The 25,477-nt window shown below is 25.6% G+C and carries 21 protein-coding genes; all 21 read right to left on the bottom strand.

Annotation, left to right across the window (positions count from 1 at the left end; genetic code table 4):
• Positions 1 to 9: 9 nt before the first annotated feature.
• A complete protein-coding gene (locus NX772_RS00860; RefSeq protein ID WP_051542180.1) occupies positions 10 to 426 on the bottom strand; it encodes a ribosome assembly cofactor RimP in 417 nt (138 codons plus the stop codon).
• A 96-nt stretch (positions 427 to 522) separates the two neighbouring features.
• Positions 523 to 1,704: an endonuclease/exonuclease/phosphatase family protein gene (locus NX772_RS00855; protein ID WP_027123429.1), complete on the bottom strand. Its 1,182-nt coding sequence runs from the start codon at positions 1,702 to 1,704 to the stop codon at positions 523 to 525.
• Between the two features lie 18 nt (positions 1,705 to 1,722).
• Complete coding sequence (locus tag NX772_RS00850; protein WP_027123428.1) at positions 1,723 to 2,097, bottom strand: hypothetical protein; 375 nt, start codon at positions 2,095 to 2,097, stop codon at positions 1,723 to 1,725.
• A complete protein-coding gene (gltX, locus tag NX772_RS00845) occupies positions 2,088 to 3,491 on the bottom strand; it encodes a glutamate--tRNA ligase (protein ID WP_259429384.1) in 1,404 nt (467 codons plus the stop codon). Before gltX ends, NX772_RS00850 begins: the two co-directional genes overlap by 10 nt.
• A gap of 48 nt (positions 3,492 to 3,539) precedes the next feature.
• A complete protein-coding gene (locus NX772_RS00840; RefSeq protein WP_027123426.1) occupies positions 3,540 to 4,775 on the bottom strand; it encodes a Y-family DNA polymerase in 1,236 nt (411 codons plus the stop codon).
• Between the two features lie 367 nt (positions 4,776 to 5,142).
• Positions 5,143 to 5,376, bottom strand: coding sequence for a hypothetical protein (locus NX772_RS00835; protein WP_259429346.1), 234 nt, complete (start codon positions 5,374 to 5,376; stop codon positions 5,143 to 5,145).
• Entirely contained in the window at positions 5,358 to 5,927 is a 570-nt protein-coding gene (locus NX772_RS00830) for an IS30 family transposase (protein ID WP_465223504.1), read from the bottom strand. The genes NX772_RS00835 and NX772_RS00830 overlap by 19 nt, the downstream gene beginning before the upstream one ends.
• A 324-nt stretch (positions 5,928 to 6,251) precedes the next feature.
• Positions 6,252 to 6,839 carry a hypothetical protein gene (locus NX772_RS00825; protein WP_027123143.1) on the bottom strand — a complete coding sequence of 196 codons (588 nt, stop codon included), beginning with the start codon at positions 6,837 to 6,839 and terminating at the stop codon, positions 6,252 to 6,254.
• Positions 6,840 to 6,860: 21 nt separating this feature from the next.
• Complete coding sequence (gene parC / locus NX772_RS00820) at positions 6,861 to 9,476, bottom strand: DNA topoisomerase IV subunit A (RefSeq protein WP_036449988.1); 2,616 nt, start codon at positions 9,474 to 9,476, stop codon at positions 6,861 to 6,863.
• Positions 9,466 to 11,415, bottom strand: coding sequence for a DNA topoisomerase IV subunit B (parE, locus tag NX772_RS00815; RefSeq protein WP_027123145.1), 1,950 nt, complete (start codon positions 11,413 to 11,415; stop codon positions 9,466 to 9,468). Before parE ends, parC begins: the two co-directional genes overlap by 11 nt.
• Positions 11,416 to 11,512: 97 nt before the next feature.
• Positions 11,513 to 12,427, bottom strand: a complete 915-nt coding sequence (locus NX772_RS00810) for a type I phosphomannose isomerase catalytic subunit (protein ID WP_027123146.1) — start codon at positions 12,425 to 12,427, stop codon at positions 11,513 to 11,515.
• Positions 12,428 to 12,434: 7 nt separating this feature from the next.
• On the bottom strand, positions 12,435 to 12,701 hold the full coding sequence (locus NX772_RS00805) for a hypothetical protein (protein WP_027123147.1): 267 nt from the start codon (positions 12,699 to 12,701) through the stop codon (positions 12,435 to 12,437).
• Positions 12,691 to 14,694, bottom strand: coding sequence for a PTS fructose transporter subunit IIABC (locus tag NX772_RS00800; protein WP_051542119.1), 2,004 nt, complete (start codon positions 14,692 to 14,694; stop codon positions 12,691 to 12,693). Before NX772_RS00800 ends, NX772_RS00805 begins: the two co-directional genes overlap by 11 nt.
• 157 nt (positions 14,695 to 14,851) lie before the next feature.
• Complete coding sequence (rplA, locus tag NX772_RS00795; RefSeq protein ID WP_027123148.1) at positions 14,852 to 15,541, bottom strand: 50S ribosomal protein L1; 690 nt, start codon at positions 15,539 to 15,541, stop codon at positions 14,852 to 14,854.
• 2 nt (positions 15,542 to 15,543) lie between these two features.
• The gene (gene rplK / locus NX772_RS00790) at positions 15,544 to 16,125 is read right to left on the bottom strand and encodes a 50S ribosomal protein L11 (protein WP_027123149.1); all 582 of its coding nucleotides are present in this window, start codon (positions 16,123 to 16,125) and stop codon (positions 15,544 to 15,546) included.
• Positions 16,126 to 16,278: 153 nt separating this feature from the next.
• Positions 16,279 to 17,652, bottom strand: coding sequence for a phosphopyruvate hydratase (gene eno / locus NX772_RS00785; RefSeq protein ID WP_027123150.1), 1,374 nt, complete (start codon positions 17,650 to 17,652; stop codon positions 16,279 to 16,281).
• 560 nt (positions 17,653 to 18,212) lie between these two features.
• Positions 18,213 to 19,922, bottom strand: coding sequence for an aspartate--tRNA ligase (gene aspS / locus NX772_RS00780; protein ID WP_036449992.1), 1,710 nt, complete (start codon positions 19,920 to 19,922; stop codon positions 18,213 to 18,215).
• A complete protein-coding gene (gene hisS / locus NX772_RS00775) occupies positions 19,906 to 21,171 on the bottom strand; it encodes a histidine--tRNA ligase (RefSeq protein WP_027123152.1) in 1,266 nt (421 codons plus the stop codon). The genes aspS and hisS overlap by 17 nt, the downstream gene beginning before the upstream one ends.
• A 9-nt stretch (positions 21,172 to 21,180) precedes the next feature.
• Positions 21,181 to 23,781 (bottom strand): protein translocase subunit SecDF, encoded by a 2,601-nt coding sequence (gene secDF, locus NX772_RS00770; protein WP_027123153.1) that lies wholly within the window; start codon positions 23,779 to 23,781, stop codon positions 21,181 to 21,183.
• Between the two features lie 46 nt (positions 23,782 to 23,827).
• The gene (gene ruvB, locus NX772_RS00765; RefSeq protein WP_027123154.1) at positions 23,828 to 24,778 is read right to left on the bottom strand and encodes a Holliday junction branch migration DNA helicase RuvB; all 951 of its coding nucleotides are present in this window, start codon (positions 24,776 to 24,778) and stop codon (positions 23,828 to 23,830) included.
• On the bottom strand, positions 24,750 to 25,409 hold the full coding sequence (gene ruvA, locus NX772_RS00760) for a Holliday junction branch migration protein RuvA (protein ID WP_027123155.1): 660 nt from the start codon (positions 25,407 to 25,409) through the stop codon (positions 24,750 to 24,752). The genes ruvB and ruvA overlap by 29 nt, the downstream gene beginning before the upstream one ends.
• Positions 25,410 to 25,477: the final 68 nt, after the last annotated feature.

Below are 25,477 nucleotides of genomic sequence, written 5' to 3'. Positions count from 1 at the left end.
TTTTGTCTCCTAAATTTTTATATATAAATTTATTTTATAAATATCCTTTTTTAAGATTGTTTCTTTTTTGATTCTGCCTTTTAAATTTACTTCTAGTAATAAATGTTCTTCATTATTTTCTAATAGTTTACCTATAATAAAACTATTTTCATCTTTTCAAATTTGAAGTTTCTTACTTATAAATGAATCAAGTTTATCTATTTCAATTTTCAAATCTTCTCCTTTTGAAAAAACGTCTAAATAATATTCTTTTTCAGAATGATCATAAACATCTAAAAAATCAGATATTTGCTTTGAAATTTTTTCAATATTTAATAAATCAGTATGATTTGTTTTTATTCTTAAAAAAAGCAATGATCCTTCCTTTTCAAAATAAGCCTCTAAAATATCGCTAAAATTTTCTTTTAATTTTTCTAAAATATTCATTTACTCTCCTTAAAAATATAGAAAAGGTTGCAAGAACAGCAACCATTTATTTATTACTATTAAATTAATTATAAACTAAAAAATGTTTTTTTAAATTTATTCATCAACATCTTCGTTAAAAACATTTAAATCTACATACGTCATTGTATGATCGCTTATTTTATTTACCCAGTCCAATAAAGTATCATTTTTTGGGTTTTTTCCATCTTGCTCTAATTTATTTTTTCACTCTTTTTCGTTTAAGATTCCGTTTTCAAAAACTTTAAAAATGTCGAATCTATCTGCTTTACTAGTTTCTATATCCCCTTTATAAATCATTTTATCATATGGTTCGGATCATTTTTTTCTTTTGCCTAAACTAGTTTTTAAGTCTCAATCTATTAAAGTTTTATATCCTTTTTTTAATGAAGGAGCAAAGGCCTTAGCTCCGTTTTTTGTTTTAATATTTGTATCACCCATGAAAAAAATATCATCATTAGTTTCATCTTTTTCATCAAATCATTTCAATACTTCCACTAATTGTAAAGCTTCACTAACTTCAAACTCTCCTTGGCCTGAAAAACCTGATGCTTTTCCTTCTCCTTTAGAAGCGGAATTGGAAGGTGAATCAAAATGAGAGAAAATTACCGTAAAATCATTTTTCTTATCGTTTTTTACTCTAAATTTTGCTCCAAAAGGAGGTCTAGCATATACAATTTTTTTTCCACTAAATTCGGAAATAAATTCTGGATTTTCATAAGGTATTCCCATATAAATATTTTTATTTTGATTATAACCAGCAAAGGGTATTGGTTCAAGTAATTTATTTTTATAAATTATTCCTATATATTCTTGTTGACTTTCTCTACCTTTTCCAAAAAGTTTAGGACTTAAAATATAGCTTCAATCAGCATTCGGTTCATATTCTTTTAATTTTTTAATGATTTCACTAACAGCTTTTTCTTTTGTTTCATCATCTATTGTTATTTCAGTTAAACCAACTAATGACATATTTTGACTTTGAACAATCTTAGCTATTGCTTCGTTTTTTCATTCAGATTTCCCTGTCTGATTTAAAACATTTCAGTGCCCTATTCTAATTAAAGAAAAATTTTCTATATTAGTTAATGTGCTTTTAACTTCTTTTTCTTCTGTTTTGTCTTTGTTAATGTCGCTGTTTTCTTTTATATCTTCCTTTTGTGTCTCAACTCTTTTATTTCCGCAAGAAATAAATAATGAACCAATAGTAACTAAATTCGAAAAACATAATAGATTTTTAAAAATTCTTTTCTTAAACATAAAGCCCTCTAATAATAACTATTTATTTATAAATAATTCCACAGTATGATTGGAAATAAACTTTTTATCTGCAAAAAATAAGTCGTAATTAAAATAAATATAATTTTCTTCTTTTTTAAATTCTAGCATTCTATATATAAAATTTAAATTTCCATATTCTGTACTTAATGTTGAAGGTAAATCTTTATTTAACTCCAAATTAACAGTTGCATAACTTTGAAAAATATTTATCTTTTTTTCTGATATTTCTATTCTAATTTCTGTATTAGAGTTAGGATCACTAAAAATATACGCTTCATAATCTTCTCAGTAATCTAACTTTAGTTGCGAAGTAAAGTCTACTACTTTTTCATCACTATCTTTTATCATTTTAGTTAGAAATCTTATAGTCATTTTTTAAGTCTTTCTTTTACTATTTTTTCGCCAAATAAATATATAGACTTAGCTAATTCTGGTCCATGTTCTTCTAAAGTTGTAGCTAGCCTTATAGGCATAAACAAGTTTTTCCCGGTTAAATTAGTACTAATTTTTGTTTGATCAATAGAGTTTTGTATTCCTTCAATAGAAAAAATATTATTTTCTAAATTTGTGTAAAATTCTTTTATTAAAAGAACATTTAAAGGGTGATTTGATATAAATTCTTTAGTTATCTCTTTTGGATTTTTATAAAATTCTAAAGCTTTTTTTAAGTCTTTAAAAGTAGTTGCACTTTGCTTATATGTTTCAACGAATAAATCATTTCACTCGTTATTTACTTCTATACTTAATTTTTCCTTTATAAAATCATTAGGGGTTTGCTTTAAGTATTGCTTAGAAAATCATTCCATTTTTTTTATATCAAATTTCGATGGAGACTTAGATAATCTTTTATAGTCAAATTTTTTAATAATTTCTTCTGGTTCCATTAATTCTTTAGCATCTTCACTTGTTCAACCTAATAAAGTTAAAAAATTAAATATTGCTTCTGGAATATAACCTTCATTTTTATAATCTTCAATAAATTGCTTTACAGAATTATCTCTTTTAGATAATTTTTTACCTTCCATATTTGTGATTATTGTTAGATGTCCAAATTCAGGAGTTTCTCAATTAAAAGCATCATAAACAGCCAGTTGTTTAGGTGTATTTGTAATATGTTCTTCACCTCTTAAAACGTGTGTTATTTCCATATCATGATCATCCACTACAACTGCAAAATTATAAGTAGGGAAACCATCTGATTTTCTTATTACTCAATCACCAATATCATCAGAATTAACAGAAATTTTTCCTATAACTATATCTTCTCAAGAATATTCTTTATTTTTTTTCAATGATATTCTTACAGAATATTCACCACTAGCATCTCTTTTATTTTTTTCTTCTTCAGAAATTTTTAATCAATTCTTATCATATCTAAAACTAAAAATACCTTTTGACTCTTGTTCTTTTCTTTGCAATTCTAGTTCTTCACTAGTATCATAAGCCTTATATGCTAATTCTTTATCAATTAGATAATTAATTAATTCATTATATCTCTCTAATTTTTCGCTTTGTCTATATTTACCATATTTTGAGTTTGGATTAATAGGTGATTCATCAGGAATTATCCCTAATCAAGCTAAATTTTTTAATTGAGATTCTTCGCCATTTTCCACATTTCTAGCCACATCAGTATCTTCTATCCTTACAATAAAATCTCCATTTTGATGTTTTGCAAACAAATAAGAAAATAATGCAGTTCTAGCCCCTCCTATATGTAAATAACCTGTCGGACTTGGTGCATATCTAGTTCTCACTTTTTTCATTTTTACTCCTAATTTACATAAATAATAATATTAATTATAATAAAAAAACTATTTAATTTTATTATTAATACCAAACGTCCTTACTTTAATAGATTTATTTTTTATTATATTTTTATTATGTTCTTCTAAAGAAATTACTTTTTTTTCTTTTAATATTAGATTTACTTTTTTCATAATTTCATTAACTTTATTGTTTTTATTTTCTTTAGTGTTATCTAACAAAGATTTTTGTGAGCTTTCTTTTATTAAATTAGTAAATCCACAAGTTAAAAACCTTATTTCATCTTCGTTTCAAACTTCATCAAATGCTTTTATAGCTACTCCAAAGGCATAATCAAAATCATTTGTCGGATGAGAAAATTTAATTCTTTTTTTCTTTTTTTGATCGGATTTTATATTTAAAACTAAAAATAAAGCTTGCGCTTCTAACATTTTGTTTTGCATACTTAAAGTTAAATTTTTAATAATATATTTTATATGTAATAAAATCGTTTCTCTTTCTTTTAATTTTTTGTCCTCATCAAAAGTTATTTGCTGTGATATTATTTTTTGATCTTCTTCTACGAAATTAACAACATTATCTCCTTCTTTTGTTAAATTATTTATATAGTCAATCCCTCTTTTTCCCATTCAATTCAAAAACATCTTATCCGTTAATAATTTAACTAGAAAATCTTTTATAGTAAAGATTTTATATTCCTTTATTTTAGGCAGTGAATGCTTTCCTATTCCATAACACTTTTCTATTTCTAATGGTAATATATTTGTTTTTATTTCGTTATAATTAGTTATTTTAGTTCCAAAGGGTTTAGCTAAATTAGTACTCATTTTAGCTAGAAATTTATTGTATGATAATCCTATCGATACAGGTAATTTTGTAAAGTTAAATACTTCTTGCTGCATTTTTTTTAAAAAAATGTTCAAATCAGTATTTTTATTAACTATATCTGTTATGTCTAAATAACACTCATCTATTGATACAATCTCTATTTTTTTGGTATATTTTGTTTTTAAAAAATTAAAAAAATTTATTGATTCATTTAAATATAAATTGTAATTAGGTTCTACAACAATAATATCTGGAATTATTTTTCTAATTTCACCTAATTTTCAAGGCACTTTTACTCCCCTTTCTTTAGCTTCATAAGAAAGAGAAACTGCAATTGAATTATTTTTATTATAGCTTATAGCTGTAGGTTTATCTTTATAAAAGGAATTATTTTTTCTCTCTGCTGAAACAAAAAAGGAATCTATATCAATATGAATTATTATTTTTTTCTTCATAATATGATAAAAATGCAAGAATTAACTTGCATTCCTAAAATGCAAATTGAAGTGCACCAGTAGTTTTTATTATAAAAACATTGTACTACAATTTACAATATTTTATACCCCTTATTTACTATTAAGGGGGAAGGGGATATCCCCCTTCTTTTAATTCCGCTTGTAAAGCGGTTTTTTATTAATGAAGTTAATAAAAATTATGGGGCGAAATTTTTCGACCCTTTCATTATTTTCTTGTAATAATCTTGTAATTTTTAATAGTTTTAATTAATATTTATTTAATCTTTCTATTTCTTCTTCATATATGTCAAAAGCGCATTTTCCTTCTAGTATGTCTCTATTCATAAAATTTATTCTTTTTCAAGATTTAATATTTCTTCTCGATAGACTTTATTAAAATCAGTCCCTTTTTATAAACCCTTCTTATAATTCCGTTAAAATTTTCATTGGTTCCTCTTTGAAAAGAAGCGTATTTATCGGCTTTATAAATTTTAATTCCTAATTTTTTCGCTAATATTCCAACCGCATTAAATTCAATTCCATTATCAAAAGTAATACTTTCAACAGGTAATTCTAGTGTATTTATTCTTTCATAAAGCACTTTATTAATGTAAAAGGGTTTTTACTTGAAACTTTTACAATTATTCCTAATCTGCTTTTTCTCTCAACTAAAGTTAAAAGACTAGAATGGCCTGCGGATTTTTTACCTATAACTAAATCACCCTCTCAATGCCCAAATGTTTCTCTTAAATCAATGTGTTTAGGTCTAGCTCAAATAGGAAATACATACTTTGACTGCACAAGTCTTTCAATAACGTTATTTTTTCTTTTTCCGCCTTTTGTATAGTGCTTTCTTAATCTATCTTTATTAGTTAATACTCATTTTCCTGTGTTAATCCAATTAAAAACAGTCCTTAGTGAAGGGATTTTAATGTTTTTAACACCTTCTTTTATTAGGTTGTAAGTCATTTTTATTCCGCATGTTGCTTTGTTAAAATTATCTTTAATAAGTTTGCTAAATTCTTTATAATCATCCATTTGAGAAAAGAAAAACAATCTTTTATGTTTATGTCTTATTTTAGCTTTTTCATTTGCTATTAAATGATCATAAAATCCGTAAAAATTTGAATTTCTTTTTAATTCTCTTGACACTGTTGAATGATTGATATTAAGAAAATTAGCAATTTGTCTAATTGAATATTTTTATAAAACAATTTCTCTATTAAAAATCTTTTTCAGCATTTAAATGCGAATAATGCTTTGTTGTATTATAATTCATATGATCCTTTCAATAAAAAGTATGTTGTCTTAAATTTTTATGGGGCTGTTTTTTATTTAAAAAATCAAGTGCAACCACTTTTTAATTTTACATTATAGTGGTGCACTTGATTTTGCATTCAGGGAACATAAAAAATTAACTTTTTTACGTTTTTTTAGTACATTATATTTTAAATTTTATAGTATAAGTTCTAATCTTTAGACTGTAACAGAAATTCCTTCTGGATTATTCTCATTGTTACTATAAATGATTTGATTTTTGCTGTTTTTTATACCAATTACTTTATAATTTCCTTTTGTTTCTACTTCAATGTAACCTGAATATTGGTTAGTACCATGATCTTGGTTAATTTCTGATATTTCATACTCTTTATCATTAACAAGTAATTTAAATTTATTATAATTTGAATAGTTTTCTAGTTCTTTATTTAGTATTATAGTGAAGTTAATTCTATTTAATGAACTATCTATAGTTAATTGAAATTTGGTTGCCTTTGCTAAAACTTCATATTGTTTATTTTCTGTTGTATCATTATTTACTTCTTCTTTTTCACTTGAAGTGTTTGGTTTTTCTTTTTCGGAAGCGGTATTGTTTAAATTTTCTTTTTTGCTTGAACTAGTAGTGTTTGTGTCGGGGTTTTTATTATTTGCTTCTGTTTCTGTTTTTTCTGTATTTTTTGTTTCTTCACCATTATTTTTCACTGTTTCATTTTTTACACAAGAAACATATAATGGACTTGATAAAAATAAAACTGGTAATGATAATAATTTTCAATATTTTTTCATCTTTTTCCTTTTTAATAATATTTATTTATTTTTTTCATTAAATTTTTTCATTAATTCGTCTATATTTAACTCATCTAATTTTTTAAGTTTTTCTTCTGCTTTCTTAATTCTCTCTTCTTCAGTTAAAACTTTTTTGTTTTCGTTTTTTAAAGATGGAGATTTTACTTTATTTTTTTCTGTTTTTAAAACTGAATTTACATTATTTTCTTCTAAAATATCTTGTTCTAGTGTTTGTGCATTTATTTTAGCTACATAAAAGGAATTTTTATTTTTACTATTAGAAAACCCTTCATCTATTTTAGAATAATTTACTGAATTTAAATCAAAGAATTCATGATTTTTATCTTGATCAAAGATTAAAATTTTATCATTTTTAGTTAACACTAAAGCATCTGAGATAATGATTTTTGATTGCTTATTTTGACTAAAAATTGTTTTTCCTTGTGTTGTTTTATTAGAAAATAAGATATCTTCTGTTCTTATTTTTTTAAATTGAGCTTTATTAGAAAATAATAGTAAATCTTGTTTATCTTCTATTAAAGCAAAGGAAACAACAAACGTTTCTTTTGATAGTGAAATAAGTTTTACACCTGCAGAATTTGTGTTGTATGTTGGAATATCGATTTCTCCAAATCTAACAGCTTTTCCTTCATTAGTTATAATGACAATGTCTTTATAATTATCACTAAGTTTTGCGTTTACTAAATAGTCTTGATCATTTTTGATTTTTAATGCTGTAATTGTTTTATTAAATCGAGATACCTCAAAATCTTTTAATAAAACTCTCTTCCCTATTCCTTGTGATGTTATTAAAGTTACATATTTTTTCTCATTAAAATCTTTAACTAAAATCACACTTACTATTTTCTCGTTATTTTTTAAAGAAACAAAACTATTTATATGTACACCAACATCTTTTCATTTAGATTCCTCTATTTTATGCGAAGGTAAGTAAATATAATTTCCTAAGTTAGTAAAAAGTAATAATTTATTTTTAGATTCTACTTTATCTAAAAATAGTAAAGGATCTTTTTCTTTTAAAAAGTAATTATTAATTTCATTAGAATCAAAAGTTTTTAAAGTTATTTTTTTTAAATAACCATCTTTTGATATTCCGATATAAAATACTTCATTTGCTATTAATTCTTCTTGATTTATTTCTACTTTAAATTCTTCTTCAAAAATTTCTGTTTTTCTTGCTTTTCCGTATTTTTTCTTTATATCTGTAAAAATATCAATTAAATATTTATTAAATGAATTTTCATTATTAATTAAATCATTGTTTCTTTCAATTCTTTTTTCTAAAATGTTTTTTTCATCGATATAAAGTTGTTGATCTATTCTTGAAAGTCTATATAGTCTCATTTCTGCTATTGCAGTTGCTTGTATTTCACTAAAAGAAAAATTTTTCATAAGCGCTTCAATAACGCCTTTTTTGGAATTATCAGAGTCTCTTATGATTTTTATGACTTGGTCTGTAATATCGCCAACTTTGATTAAAGCTAATGTTATTTCTAATTTTCTTTTATCTTTTTCTAAATCAAATTTTATTTCTTTTATTTTAAATTCTTTTACGTGTGATAAATATGCATCTAACATCTCGTTTAAAGACATTAATTTTGGTGCATTATCTTTAATTGCTATTGAATTATAAGAATAATAGATTTTCATTTCTGTTTTCAAAAGTAAATAATTTAAAATTAAATCCGTTTTAGCATCATTTTCTAATTCAATCATAATGGAAATACCATTTCTATCCGATTGATCTCTAACTTCTTTAATTCCACTTACTTTTTTTTCTATCCTTATTTCATCAATATCTTTTACTAATTTGGATTTAATAACACCAAAAGGAATTTCGTAAATTTCTATACTTTTCTTATTTTTTTCTTCATTTATTCTATATTTAGAAACTAAAGTTATTCTTCCTTGACCTTTTTCAAAAGCTTCTAATATTCCTTTATTTCCGTAGATTTTTCCTCCGGTAGGAAAATCCGGACCTTTAACTATTTCAAACAATTTTCTTAGTTCTATAAAAGGATTTTTTATTTTAGCAATTGTAGCGTCTAAAATTTCTGCAAGATTATGTGGTGGTATTTCGGTAGCAAAACCTGAAGCAATACCTTTAGCACCATTAATTAATAAATTTGGGATTAATGCAGGTAGAACTATCGGTTCTTCTTCGGTGTCATCAAAATTAGGTGCAAAATTAACTGTATTTTTATCAATCGATTCAAGCATTAAATTTGTAATAGTTTCAAGTCTTATTTCTGTATAACGCATCGCAGCTGCGGGATCATCATCTATTGATCCTTTATTTCCGTGCATTTCTACTAAAGGAACGTTCATTTTTCATTCTTGACCTAAACGAACCATCGCTTCATATATCGATGAATCTCCGTGAGGGTGGTACTTACCAATAACATCCCCAACAACTCTAGCTGATTTTTTAAAAGATTTGTCACTTTTTAAACCTAATTCTCACATTGAATATAGAATTCTTCTTTGTACAGGTTTTAAACCATCTCTAGCATCAGGTAGTGCTCTTTGTTGAATTATGTATTTAGAATATCTTCCAAATCTATCAGACAAAATAGCATCTAAAGATTTAGCAAGAAATATTTCTTTATTTTTCATAATCGCTATTTTCTCCTATGTTATTTGATTTATTGATTTGAAAATCATCTTCTAATGAAAAATCTACATTTTTATTTATTCATTCTTTTCTTAATTCAACTTTGTCACCCATTAAAATTGAGACTCTTCTTTCAACAATAGCTATATCCTCTATTGAAACTTTAATTAATGTTCTAGTTTCTGGATCCATAGTAGTTTCTCATAATTGATCAGCGTTCATTTCCCCTAATCCTTTATATCTTTGGATGTCAAAACTGCTTTTGTTTTTTACAATATCCCTTAATTCTTCATCAGTTCAAGCATATTCAATTTTATTTTTATTTTTTTGACTTATTTTATATAAAGGAGGTTGAGCTATATAAACTCTTCCATATTCAATTAAAGGCTTCATATATCTAAATAAGAAAGTTAGTAGTAAGATTTGAATATGCGCACCATCTGTATCGGCATCGGTCATTATGATAATTTTTCCATATTGTGCATTTTTTATATTAAAATCGTTACCAACACCTGCTCCAATAGTGTTTATTAGTGTAGCTATTTCTTCGTTTTTAAGTATTTCTAATAATTTAGATTTTTCAGCATTTATAACTTTTCCTCTTAAAGGTAAAATTGCTTGTGTTTTTCTATCTCTACCTAATTTGGCACTACCACCCGCTGAGTCTCCTTCGACTAAAAACAATTCTTTTTCTTCAACTTTTTTGCTTTGAGCAGGAGTTAATTTACCTGAAAGAATTTTTTTCTCGCTTAAGGCATCTTTTGTTTTTCTCACTTCAGCTCTTGCTAACCTAGCGGCATTTCTTGCATCAAAAGACTTTTTAATTTTTTCTAGTATTTTTAAACTTTCTTCTTTGTTTTCGTTTATTCAAAACTTAAGCTCTCTTGAGACAACTTCCTCAACAACATTTTTTGCTTCAGGTGTCCCTAACTTATCTTTTGTTTGCCCAACAAATTCTAATATTGATTCAGGAACTTTTAAAGATAATATTAAAGTTAATCCTTCTCTTATATCCATTCCATCAAAAGCTGTTGTTTTTCCTTTTAAAATGTTTTTTTCTTGTGCAAACTCATTGAAAACTTTTGTAAATGCGCTTTTAGCTGCGCTTTCGTGTGTTCCACCATCTTTTGTTTTTACATTATTAACAAATGAAATAATTGATTCGGAAAAACTTTCTGTATATTGAAAACCGAATTCTACTTCTATTTTGTTTTTGTTATCACTAAAAGTAGCAATATTTTTGTTAATAACAACTTTAGAATCATTTATAAACTCAACAAAGGCTTTTATACCATTTTCATGCTTAAATTCTTCACTTTTGTCAGTGTTTTTATCAGTAATTTTGATAACTATTCCTTTTAGTAAAAAAGAAGATTCTCTTAGTCTTTCACTAATAGTTTCAAAAGAAAATTTGGATTTTTTAAAAATTTCATAATCGGGCATAAAATGAACTTTTGTTCCTCTTTTATTGCTCTTAGAAATAATTTTAGTGTTGGTTTTTATTTGACCACCATTTTCAAATTCAGTAAAATATTCATTTCCGTTTTTAAAAACTGAAACTTTTAACCATTTAGATAAAGCATTAACAACAGATGATCCTACACCATGCAATCCTCCAGAAGTTTTATAAGCTCCTTCTGAAAATTTTCCTCCGGCATGTAATTCACTAAAAACTAATTCAACACCTGTTAAGCCACTTTCATGTTTATCAATTGGAATACCTCTACCATCATCTTCAACAGTTATAGAGCCATCAATATTTAGCGTTACTTCGATCTTAGTTGCAAATCCTGCTAAACTTTCGTCGACAGCGTTATCAACTATTTCTCAAACCAAATGATGTAATCCATTTACATCAGTTGATCCTATATACATTCCAGGACGTTTTCTAACTCCTTCTAATCCTTTTAAAACCTTTAAACTACTTGCATCATAATTCATATTATTTTATTTTATAATAATATTTTGATTTTTTAATTATTTATTATTTTAATTGTAAAAAATATCCCCTAAATTAATAGAGAGGATATTTTTGATATTATAAATAGTTTAAAAAAAGCTTAATGTTTCCACTTATTTCTATTTCTTTTGTATTTTTACTTACGATAAATACATCTCCTTTTTTTATAGAGTGTTTTTTATCAATAAGTCCTTCACCTTCAAAAACAACTACTTCTAGACAGTGTTTTGCCATTGAAGTATTTATTTTTTGATAGTTACCATTTAATTCTATTTTAGTTAAATTAAATTGTTTTGTGTTGTAAAAACCTTTATCATTTAACCGTTTTTGAATTTCAGGTTTTATGTCCAATTTCATAGTATCTAAAGACTCTTTAACATGAATTTCTCTTTTATTACCTAAAGCATCTTTTCTGTCATAATCATATAAACGATAAGTTATATCACTAGATTGTTGTAATTCATATACCATTGTATTTTCGGGAATTCCATGAATTAAACCAGCTTCTATAAAAACAAAGTCGCCCTCTTGTAATTGAATTTTATTTAGATATTCTTCTGTTTCTTTAGTGTTGATAACTGATTTAAAAACCTCTATTTCTTTTGTAGTAGAACCTAGAATAAAAGGTTTACCTTTGTTTTTTAATACAAATCAGCATTCATTTTTTCCTAACGAGTTAAATTTTTTAGCATATTCATCATTAGGATGAACTTGAATACTTAAAGGTAATTTTGCATCTAAAAATTTAGTTAAATTTGGATATATAAAATTTTTAACACTTTCTTTAGTTAAGTTAAAAAATTCAGGGTTTTTCTTTATAAAATCACTAAATTTTTCACCACTTTCAACTATTGTTGATTCACAATTTTCAATAGCGGATATTAATCACGCTTCACCAATATCTTCATTTAAATTATAAAGCTTTTTTAAATTTGTATTAGCTCATATAACTTTTTTAAAATAAGGTTTTAAAAAAATGATATTTTTATTCATATGTATATTATTTTAGTTTTTTATTAAATAAAGAATTAGCTAATAGTCCTTCTACTACTGCTAATAAAAAGGTTAAAACTAAAAAGAATAATCCATATAAAAATACAACAATATTAACTTTAGTTTTTGCCTGATCAATTGTTTGTTTTACAAATGTTTGATAATCGCCGACTCCTATTGCTACTAAAGTAATTCCAATAATTAAAAAGCTTACAACAAATGCTAATAGAACATAAAAAATTATTTTGTTGATTTTTTCGTTTCTATTTTCCATTTTTTGCTCCTTTTCTTAAATTAATTTTATTTCTAAAAGATTTTACAAATGGAATATTTACTTCTTCTAAAACATTTTTTCCTTTTCAGAAACCATATATTAATGTTGTAGTAATTGTTCCGGCTATTACAGCTAAGAAAAAGTATAAAATACCTAAACCAGTTCCATGAACTTTTGAACCTACTGCTCCTAAAATAGCAACAATTGGTCCACCGTGTGCTGCTGCGTTTGTTACTGATAATAATCCAGCTAAAGCCCCTGCTACAGCAGATCCTACAACGTTAGCTGTTATAACTCTTTTCGGGTCAGCTACTGCAAAAGGAATTGCTCCTTCACTAATTCCTATGAATCCCATGAAAAGTGCTGATGCACCTAATGTTTTTTCTTCATTAGTGAATTTTTTTCTAAATATTAATGTTGTGAGTCCCATTCCTAATGGAGCTACAGGAATTGCTGCTCCTACCATTCCCATTGGTTCGAAAATTTGTTCGGACACTAAAGCAGTAGAAGTTAGGAAGGCTACTTTATTAATTGGTCCACCCATATCAAATCCAGCCATTCCTCCAAGTAATGCACCAATTAATAATGCAATACCAATATTTAATGAACCATTTTTATTTTCAAATAGAGATTTTAAACTATTTATAAATTTATCCATTACTCATCCAATTGGTGCTCCAACCACAAAAACAACTAATAATGAATAAAATAGTGTAACTCCTATAGGTATTATGAACATCGGAATAACTGCACTAACAGATTTTTGAATTTTAAAACTTGCTATTCATTTAACTGTATATCCAACTAAAATTCCAAATAATACAGCTCCTATGAATCCCATAGGTGTTTGTACTTCTATATTACCAATGTTATAAAATAATCCTTTATTATTAGCTACCATTGATACTACAAAAGCAGGCATTATTGCTGCTCTACCAGCTATAGAGTAAGCTATGTAAGCTCCTAAAATACCAATCATTACAGTAAATGACACTACACCAATTTCAAGTAATCACCATAAAAAGTCACCTTTTGGCGCAGCTGAATCACTTCCATAAACACTTTTTCCTATCCCTAAAGAAAGAGCGATTAAAATACCACCAAAAATAACAAATGGTATCATGTAAGAAATCCCAGTAACAATATGTTTTAGAACCCCTTTTTTATCTTTAGTTTCTTCTTTTTTAAATGAATTAGAAGATTGTTTAAAAATAGGAGCATTTTCTGCTTTTTTAATAACTTCTTCTGTATTGTGAATTGCTTCTTTTGTAGAAGTACTATATAGTTTTTTATTATTAAATTTAGCTAAATCAATTTTTACATCGCTTGCAATAATAACAAATTCCGCTTCTTCTATATCTTTTGAACTTAAAGTATTTTTAGGACCTACAGAACCTCTAGTTTCTATTTTAGGTTCATAACCCATAGCGATAAGTTTTTTTTCTAAGTTTTCTGCAGATAAATATGTATGAGCTATACCGACTGCACAAGAAGTTATACCTACAACTTTTTTACCTGTTTTATTTACTTGTTTTGCTTCTTTATTCTCTAAAAAATTATTAAATAAATTGTAAATTTCTTCCTTATCTTCTAATTTTTTTAGTTTTTCAATTAAATCTGCATCCGATAACATTGTTGAAACTTTAGATAATGTTTCTAAATGGATATTTTCTTTGCTATTTTTAGGAACTAAAATAGAAATCATATATTTAACTTTAGAATTATCAAAAGTTTCTCATTCTAAACCTTCAGAAGATTTAATAAATAATAAAATGGGTTTATTTATAGCTTCTGATTGAGCATGTGGTATAGCGAACTCTTTTTCCATACCAGTTGATACTTGTGATTCTCTTTCGAGAAGCGCATCATAAACATCTTTTTCACTTAATGTAACTTTTAATTCAAATGCTTTTTTGGCAATGAATTTAAAAACATCGTCTTTTGCTTTAAAAGTTTCATTAATAAAAATGTAATCTTTTGAAAAAATATTCATTTTCCCTCCTTTTTTTATTTATATAAAAATTATATTTATGTAAATCTTGAAATCTAAAAAATAAAAAAATTTTTTAAATAAATTAACTTATTTTGGAAAATAATTTTCCTTATTCAATAAAAAAACAAGTCTTTTTAAAGACTTGTTAAATAATAAATTAATCAAATTTAATTTTAATAGAAGGTCCCATAGAAGCTGAAACTGTTAAGTTTAAAATATAAGCTCCTTTTACAACACTTGGTTTTAATTTTTTAATTAATGATATAAGTGTTTGAGCATTTTCAGTTAAAGCTTGAACACTCATTGATGTTTTACCAATTAAAGAGTGAATAATTCCGCTTTTATCAGCTCTATAGTTTGCTTTCCCTTTTTTCAATTCTTCTACTGCTTTGGATGGTGTAGGAGTAACTGTACCAGTTTTTGGGTTAGGCATTAAACCTTTTGGCCCTAGTTTTTTTCCATATTTCCCTAAAACAGGCATCATTTTTGGATCTACTACCATTACATCAAAATCAAATAAGTCATTTTTTAAAGCTTCTTCTAATTCTCCGGTTGTGTATACTAAATCAGCTCCTGCTTCTTTAGAGCTTTTTTGCATTTCTGGATTATCTGTAGCAACTAAAACTCTTATACTTTTTCCTGTTCCATTCGGTAAAACTACAGCTCCTCTTAATTGTTGATCAGCTTTTCTAGTGTCTAAATTTAATCTAATTGCTAAATCTACTGAAGCATCAAATTTTGCGTATGAAGTTTTCTTTACTAATTCCATTGCTTCTTCAAGTGAATATACTTTATCTTTTTCAACAAGTTTTTTCACATTTTGAAGTTTTTTACCAATTTTTCTCATAGTTATTTATCTTCACTTTCTACTTTTTCTGTTATAACTTCAGCTTCAACGAATGCTTTATTTTCAGCAGCAGCTTTAGCATCTTCTTCTAATTTTGCGGCAGATGCAGCAGCTTTAGCGTTTGCTTTTGCTTGTTTTAATGCTTCTTTTTTAGCAGCTACAACATCATCTCAACCCTCAACTAAAACACCCATGTTTTTTGCTGTTCCTGCGATTGTATGCATAGCTTTATCTAATGAATCTGTATTTAAATCAACTAGTTTATATTCAGCAATTTCTTTTAACTGATCTAATGTAATAGTTGCAACTATTTTTGTTTTGGAATTAGATGAACCGGATTCTATTTTTGCAGCTTGTTTAATTTTATATGAAGCTGGTGATGTAAAAAGTTTGAAATCAAATGATTTATCTTTATAAATTGTAATAGCGACAGGAACTGGTTCACTACCTCTATCTCTTGTTTGGTCGTTAAATTGTTTTGTAAATTCAGGCATAACAATACCTAATCCAGCTAGAGCCGGCCCTGGTTTTGCTTGTCCTGCATTAAATTGCAATTTAGCAACACGTACTACTTCTTTTGCCATTTTGCGAGCATCCTTTCTTCTCTTGGTGGTACTAACGAATAAATCTCCCACTAAGGCAATCTAAATATTGCTTTTAAATTTTATCATAAAATAGAAATTTAAAAACGAAAAAAAGCCTCATTACAAGACTTTTTTAGAAAAAACGATTTAAAATTATTTTACGTTTCTTTTTAAGTTGTGGAAAGTTTTTTCTCCATCATATTCAGCTACTTCAGCCAATTCTTCCTCTATAGCTAATAATCTGTTGTATTTAGCAACTCTATCTGTTCTAGATAATGAACCAGTTTTTATTTGCCCTGCATTAACAGCTACTGCTAAATCAGCGATTGTTGTATCTTCTGATTCTCCTGAACGGTGAGAAACAACTGCTGTAAATCCTGCTTTATGAGCTAATTCTATTGTGTCTAATGTTTCAGAAACAGAACCTATTTGGTTTAATTTGATTAAAATAGAATTAATGGATGATTGTGCAATTGCTTCAGATAAAATAGCTGCATTTGTTACAGTTAAATCATCTCCCATAATTTGGTGTGTAGAACCAAATTTTTGATTGAATTTTTTAAATCCTTTTCAATCAGATTCTGCAAATCCATCTTCAACAGAAATTATAGGGTATTTAGCAAATAATTTTCCATAATATTCTACTAATTCATCTGTTGTAAATTCTACTTTATCTTGTAAGTTAGCAAATCCTTCTTTTTTACTTTCAATAGCTTCTTTTAGTTTACCAAATGTGTATTTTTTAGTTTTTTCATCATATAACTCTGATGAAGCAGCATCAAGCGCTATAGCAACAGCTTTTTCTCCTTTTGTAGCTGGAACAAATCCCGCCACTTTAATTGCTTCAACTAAAAAATCTAAAGCTTCTTCATGTGATTTTAAGTTTGGTGCAAATCCACCTTCATCACCCACTTGTGTACCATGACCTGCTTTTTTAAGTAGTTTAGCTAAATTATGAAATACTTTATTTGCAATTTGTAAAGCTTCTCTCATTGATTTTGCACCTAAAGGCATAACCATAAATTCTTGAAAGTCTATTGTATTTGAAGCGTGTTCACCTCCATTAATAACATTTAACATAGGAACTGGTAATTTTCTTGCATTTGTACCACCAATATATTTATATAACGGCAAGTCTAGTTCATCTGCGGCTGCTCTTACAACTGCTAATGAAACTCCTAATATTGCATTCGCTCCTAGGTTTTTCTTAAATGGTGTACCATCTAATTTAATCATTGCTAAGTCTATTTTTCTTTGATCTGTTACTTCCATTCCCAAAATAACAGGAGCTATTTTTTCATTAACATTCTTAACAGCTTGCATAACTCCTTTTCCACCAAATCAATTTCCTGCAAATGAATTATCTTGATCTCTTAATTCTAACGCTTCTCTTGTTCCTGTTGAAGCACCAGAAGGAACTATAGCGGAACCAAACCCACCAAATTCTGTTTTAACCTCTACTTGAACAGTAGGATTTCCTCTAGAATCTAAAACCTCACGTGCATGAATGCTTGTAATTTTTGACATTTTTCTCCTTATTTCTCTTATGTAATATTTCAATCTTAATTTATAAAATTATAACACTAAAAAAAGAAATGAAAAAACAGTCTATAAGACTGCTTTCTGTTTTTATTAGTTATTCATAAAATTATAAACAATGAACATAAAAAGGAGATAAACAATTGATAATTGTAGTCTCACATGAAATCAATAATTTAAATAATTATAAAATAAGAAAGGGGAGACAAATTATTAAAAAAATGCTTGTATATAAAAATAAAATATTGAAATAAGCGACTATAATAATATAATAACGAAATAAAAATATAATAAATTAAAATTAACTAATTACTTAAAAAACAATATATTTTAATGTTTAAAACTTAATAATTGGTCTTTCGACCATTTTTATTATACAACTATTTATTCATTTTTTTTAAAAAAATATTAAAATTTTTGATTTTTAATAATAAATATGAATAATTTTTAATTTTCATGTTGTATTATTTATATTAAAATGTATTTGATAATTTATTTGTAAATAAAAAAACGCCTTTATATAGGCGTATATATAGTTATAAAACTAATTAATGTGTTTTTTTCTGTATATCTAAATAATATTCATCTAATTGCTCTTTTGAAACTTCAGAAGGGGATTCTAACATTAAGTTAATACCTTTGGAATTTACAGGGAATGGTATAACATCTCTTATAGAATCGGAGTTAGTTAGTATCATTATTAAACGATCTAAACCTAAAGCGATTCCTCCATGAGGTGGAATTCCATATTCTAAAGAATTTAGAAAGAAACCAAATTGTTCTTGCGCTTTTTCTAATGACATTGAAATAGTTTTAAACATTTTTCTTTGAAGTTCTGCATCATGTATTCTTATAGAACCGCCAGCAATTTCAAAACCATTTAATACTAAATCATATGCCTTAGCTCTAGCGTTTTTAGGATCTTTTTCGAATGTTTCTAAAGATTCTTCTTTAAACATTGTAAAAGGGTGGTGAGCTGCAACAAATCTTTGATTTTCTTCGTCAAACTCAAACATCGGTCAGTCAACTATTCATGCAAATTTATATATTTTTTCATTAACTAATTTGAATAATGAATTCAATTCTACTCTTAATGCTCCTAATGACTGACAAACATTCATATATTCATCATTAACTAAAAATAAAGTTCCATTTAAAAATTCATTGTCTATAATAAAATTTTTTATTTGAGAAAAATCACTTATTTTAAAAGATGAATTGATAATTTCCCCATCTTTAATGTTTAAATATAGCAACCTATTCCCTTTATTTTTTTGAACTATTTCATCTAAAAATTTAAATTCTTTCTTTGAAATTTCTATATCGTCTAAAAATATGCTTTTAGTTGTACTATTTTTAAATAAAAATTCATTGGGATTATTTAAAACATTTGCATTAATTAATTTATTTTCGTACCTTAAATCAGGTTTATCACTTCCATAATTATCAATTGCATAGTCATATTGCATTCTTTCAAAAGGTATTTTTATATCTATTCCTAATTTTTTAAATAAATATTGCATCATTTTTTCAACTAAATTTTGAACATCTATTTCATCCACAAAAGACATTTCCATATCTAATTGAAAAAATTCATATTGTCTATCTTTTCTTAAATCTTCATCTCTAAAAACTTTAGCAAATTGAAAGTATTTTTCAAAACCTGCCGCCATTAATATTTGTTTAAATAATTGTGGAGACTGTGGGAGAGCAAAAAAATGTTTATAATTTCTTGTTGGTACTAAAAAGTCTCTCGCTCCTTCTGGGGTTGATTTAGCTAATATAGGCGTTTCTATATCAATGAATTCTTCATTATCTAAGAAATCTCTTAAGTGCTTAAATATTTTATGTTTTAAAATTATATTATTTTTTAAAATATTTCTTCTTAAATCTAAATAACGATATTTTAGCCTTAGCTCTTCGGACACACTAATATTATCATTAATTTCAAAAGGTAATTCTTTGGATTTAGATAATAACTTGATTTCTTCTGCTATAACCTCAATTTCACCAGTCTTTAGGTCTTTGTTATATTCTTTTCTTTCCCGAACTATACCTATAACATTAACTACGCTTTCTTTAGTTAATTGAATTTTTAAATCGTTTGTTTTATAAATAAACTGTGTAATCCCTCAGCGATCTCTTAGATCCACAAAGGCAAATTCTTTAAACTTTCTAATGTTATGAACTCAACCAAAAAGAGAAACTTTCTCTCCAATGTTATTTTTGGTTAACTGATTATTATTTACTAATTTCATTATGTATTTCCTTTATAAAATCTTGAAAATTTATGATGGATATTTCCTTATTTTGGTTTGTATTTGTATTTTTTAAAGTTAATGAGTTTTTATCTTGATTTTTCTCTTTGAATAAAATAAATTTAGCATTAAGCGCATTAGCTTTGCTAAATATTTTAGAAATTTTAGAAATTTCTTTGTTACCTTCTACTTTAATATTATGTCTTCTTAGTTGATACATTAAAGAGTTATTAACTAATAATTCATCTTCATTAAAACTCGCGACGTAAATATCAATTTTTTCTTCAAATTTAAATGAATTGTTGAATTCCAATATTTCAGCTATTCTTTCTACACCAATACCTAAACCAATTGCTGATAAATTAGGACCTGACAATTCAGTAAATAAATTGTTATATCTTCCTCCGGCTATTATGGTACTTTTAGAACCGAGTGATTCAGAGTTTGATACAAATTCAAAAACCAATTCATCGTAATAATCTAATCCTCTTACTAAATAAGGATTAATTTTATATTGAATCTGGTTCATTTCCAACATTTTTACTAAATTATTAAAATTTGCTAATTGTTCTTTGTCTATAAAATCTATTATTTTAGGAGATTTCTTTATAAAGTCTTTTTCTTGTTCTTTTTTATCATCTAAAATTCTCAATGGATTTGATTCCAATCTATTTATTGAATCTGGTTCTAATAACTTTTTATAATTTAATAAATATTTTTTTAATTCATTTGAATATTTTTCTCTATTAGATTTTGTTCCTAAATAATTTATTTCTAAAACATAATCTTTTATTTTTAACTTTTCCAGAAAAGTTATTGCTAATGTTAGTACTTCAAAATCATTTAAATAGCTAGATTTATTAATATGTTCAATACCAGCTTGATAAAATTGTCTAAATCTTCCTTTTTGAGGTCTTTCATACCTAAACATTGGTCCAAAATAAGCATATTTTTCATTTTCTAAATAAAATTTATTTTCTATTATTGATCTTACAACCGGAGCTGTGCCCTCTGGACGTAACGCCATTTCTCTTTCAGACTTGTCTTTAAACAAATACATTTCTTTATTAACAATATCAGAACTATTACCTGATGTTCTTTTAAATAAATTTGAACTTTCAAAAATTGGAGTTTCTATATATTTATAATTTCAAGAATTAAAAACATTAAAAAAAGCACTTTCCACTTTTTTAAATAAGAAAGCATTTTTTCCGTAAATATCTTTTGTTCCCTTAGGTTTTCTAAACATTTTACCTTTCTATACTTCGAAATCATTTATACCAGCGAAAGTTTGCTCTTTTATTTTTTCTGTATTTCAATAATTCTTTTTAATTCTTTGAGCTTTAAATTTATTTCTCTTTGTCTCTATTAATAACCAAATATTAGTTGCTATAAATAATGAAGAATAAGTTCCGAATAAAACACCGACAGCTAATGCTATATTAAAGTATAAATCGGTAGAATCTCTAAATATTATTAAAATTAAAATAGTTAATATTGTTGTTAAAGATGTATAAATTGATCTCTTTATTGTTTCTTTTATAGTTTTATTTACAATATATTTTAATCTCTCATAGTCGTTTACTTCCTTATGAGCTAATTCTTTATATATTTCTTTAATTCTATCGAATACCACAATTGTATCATTTACCGAATAACCAATTATAGATAAAATTGCTGCTATAAAAATTGGAGATATTTCTAATCTAAAAATAACAAAAATCAAGAATACAATAATTACATTGTGTAATAAAGAGATGATAGCAGAAATAGCGAATGTTCACTTCATTCTAAAAATTATATAAAGTATAACAATTAAAAGCGCAATTAACACAGAAACAATAGCATTTGAAACTAAACTTTCAGCTTCTTCTGAAGATATACTATAAGTAATAATATTTATATTTGAAAAATTATTAGATAATTCTGTATTTATAGTTGACAATAATTCAGTTATATTTTGATTTGTTCTAACTACTAAATTATAAATATCTTTTTCTTGATCAATTTTTTGTATGGTAATTTGACCACTATTATTAATTATTCCTTTATTTTCTAAAAATAATTGTATATTTTTAGATTTTTCTAGATTCAATAAATCAAAATCATTATTATTAGTTTCTATTAAAATATTTGTTCCACCACTAAATTCTAAAGATAAATCCATTCCTTTAGAAATATCTTTATTTATTATGCTAAAAGTTGTAAATACAATAATTCCAATAACAAAAATAACAATTGGTATGTAGTGAATAAATTTATTATATAATAAATAATTAGGTCTTTCTATTTTAGGAGTATATCCTCTAGAATATAAACTAATATATTTTTTCCTTACTCCTAATAATAATTTATTATTTTCAAAAACTCCAGTTTTAATGAGTAATGTTGTTATTCATTTTGTAAAAAATAACATAACAAATAAAGTAAAAATAACAGAAAAAATTAATGTAATAGCAAATCCTTTGATGTCTTTAGTACCAAAGAAAAATAAAATAACAGCAACAAGAAGCGTTGTAACATTAGAGTCTAAAATCGTAGAAAAAGAAAATTTATTTGATTTACTATTCGCTTTTAAAACGTTCGCACCTAAATATACTTCTTTTTTTATTAATTCAAAAGAAATAATGTTAGCGTCTACAGACATTCCTATCCCTATTATTAATGCAGCAATAGTTGATGGAGAATATTCCCCTCGAACCGTCGTAAACAATAATAAAGTTAAAAATATATATAAACTTAATGAAATAGTAGATATTACTCCTAGTAAGCCATAATTAACTATCATAAAAATGGAAATAATAAAAACCGAAACTAAACCTGCAATTATTGCGCTATTAAAAGCATTTTCTCCTAAATCTTTAGGTACAAAAGATGAAGAAAGAAGTTTTAAAGAATAATTATCAGTACCATAATTTATATTTAACGCTAATTGCTTAGCTGCGCTTGAAGTAAAATTCCCCTGAATAACAAAAGATTCTCCAGATAAAGGTTCGTTCACTTGAGCAGAAGAAATTAAATAATTTTTAGCATTAAACTGAGATTCTTTTAAAACAGGTTGAATTATAGTTGCTTGATTATTTTGATCCATTACTGTCTTTGGATTAGGATCTTCATTTACATAAACAAAATTATACGGATTATAATTAGAATGAGTTCATTCAATATCATAGTTAGATTTAGCAAAATTTATTAAATCCTTTAAATTTAATCAAACTAATATTAAATTTTGTCCTGCTGGTTTTTTAGATATATATTCTGTCGCTTTAGTTCATTCTAATTGCGCTTCTTTATTTTTTAATTTTATAGAAACTAAATTTCTATTATTAGAATCTATTTCATCCTTCGCTCCTCCTGGTGCAAAAGGCGCAATATAATCATTTTCTTTTCAACTATCTAAATCATTAAAATCTAATGTTAAATCTGAAACAAATTTTTCATTAAAAAATAAAGGTTTATTATTAATATCAGTTATTATTACGTGTTGCTTTGATATTACTTCATTTGTAAAAGCTTGAATTTCTTCATTAGTCGATATTCCACTTTTAGAAATTCTAATTCTAGCATCGCCTTCTATAGAAACTTGCGTTCCATTTAAACCAGATCCCCCTGTTAATCTATTAAAAATTGATTGATCCGCTCTTTTAATTATTTCACTACTTACTTCATTTTCATCAGTAGTAACTTGAACCAATACTTCAGCTCCGCCTCCGTATTCAATTGATTTATTAATGTTTTTTGAAACATAAAAATTTGAACCCAGTGTAATTATGCTAATTACAGAAGAAAAAGTGAAAAAAGCAATAAATCACCTTTTTCAATTTTTGGGACTAAATATTTTCTTAAAAAAACTCTTCATAATTTATTAAAATATTATAAAACAATTTTTTGTTTTCATTGTAAATTTAATTGTATTTTTTTAGATAGTTCACCCCTTTTTCTGTTATTTTTCTTCCTTTGCTAGTTTTTTCAACTAGATTTAATTCTAATAAATTAGGCTCTATATTCTTTAATATATTTTCTTTACTTTCCTTTAATATCCCCGATAATACATCCAGAGAGGCTGATTTTTGTTTAAAAATATTTGCTAATAAATTAAGATATTCTAAATGTAAAGTTGATAAACCGTTGTAATATATTCCGATATTTTTAAGTGTACTATCAATTAAATTTTTATCTATTTTAGTAGTTTTTTCGAAAAGAAAAAAATCCCTTATTCTTTTTAAAATATTATTCAAAATTCTCGGAGTATAATTAGAAAACTTTGCAATGTATTCTAAATTGCTTGTGTCTATAAAAATATTTAATTTATTAATAGAATTTGAAGCAATTTTTACCATTTCAGGTATGGAATAAAATTTTAATTTTGCTATAAAACCAAATCTATCTTTTAAAGGTTGGCTAATTTTATTAAACATTGTAGTAGCACCTATCAAAGTAAATTCTGGCAATTTCATTCTCATTATTTTATTTTCTCCATCTACCCCTATTTGAATATCAACTACATATTCTTCCATAGCACTGTATAATAATTCTTCAACATTTTTATTTATGGAGTGAATTTCATCAATAAAAACAATATCATTTTTTTGAATTGAACCAAATACTGCTAAAATGTCTGATTTTTTCTCTAATAAAGCCCCTTGAATAAACTTTATTTGTGAATTAACTTCTTGAGCAACAATTTTAGTTAATGTAGTCTTACCTAGTCCTGGAGGTCCATGAAATAAGATATGATCTAACGGTTTTTTTCTTTTTAGCGCTGAATTAATAAGTACTTTTAATGTTTTAATAACTTCTATTTGACCTATAAATTCTTCAAAATTTTTAGGCCTGATTTCTAAATTCTCTTGCATTTGAAATTAATTTTATAGCTTCTTCAACTAAAAATTCTAAATTATCGTTAGGTTCTAAACTTGAAATTGCATAGTCTATTTGTTTCTTTTTAAAGCCTAAAATTTTTAGTGTATCTTCTAATTCATTAGCTACTTTTTTATCTAATTTTACTGTAGATTCAAATGTGGAATACTCACCTATTTCACCTTTAAAAGGCGAATTCTCATTTTTTTCATCTTTTGTTTTTAAATTTAATAATATTTTTTTATACTTATTTTGAAATTCAAAAACTATTTGCCTAGCAATTTTTTGCGAAATATAAGGATATTTAGATATTTCTTCTCAGTCTCCTTCTGCGATATAGTTTATTCCTTTTTCTCATCCTTCTGTTAGAAATACTAATGCAGTTTTGGGTCCTATTCCTGAAATTGTTGTTAAATCTTCAAATAAAATTCTTTCTCTAAAATTTTCAAAGCCATACGTTGTTCTTTGAAAATCATTTTCTCAATGATAAATATATATTTTTCTATTTTCTCCTTTAATAAAATTATCTGTGTTTACAACATATAATAAATGACCTACACCATTATTGTCTAAGATAATATAGTTTTTGTTTTTTGAAACAATTTTTCCTGTTATATAAATTTCCATTTTTTCCTCCAATTAATATTTCAAAAAAGTTCATTTTTTATATAAAAAAGAAAAAAAATAGTAAAAAC

Source organism: Mesomycoplasma molare, from assembly GCF_024918955.1.
In the GTDB taxonomy this organism is placed as follows: Bacteria; Bacillota_I; Bacilli_A; order Mycoplasmatales; family Metamycoplasmataceae; genus Mesomycoplasma_A; species Mesomycoplasma_A molare.
The sequence above is the reverse complement of the archived record's forward strand: the minus strand, read 5'-3'. Positions and strand labels throughout refer to the sequence as shown.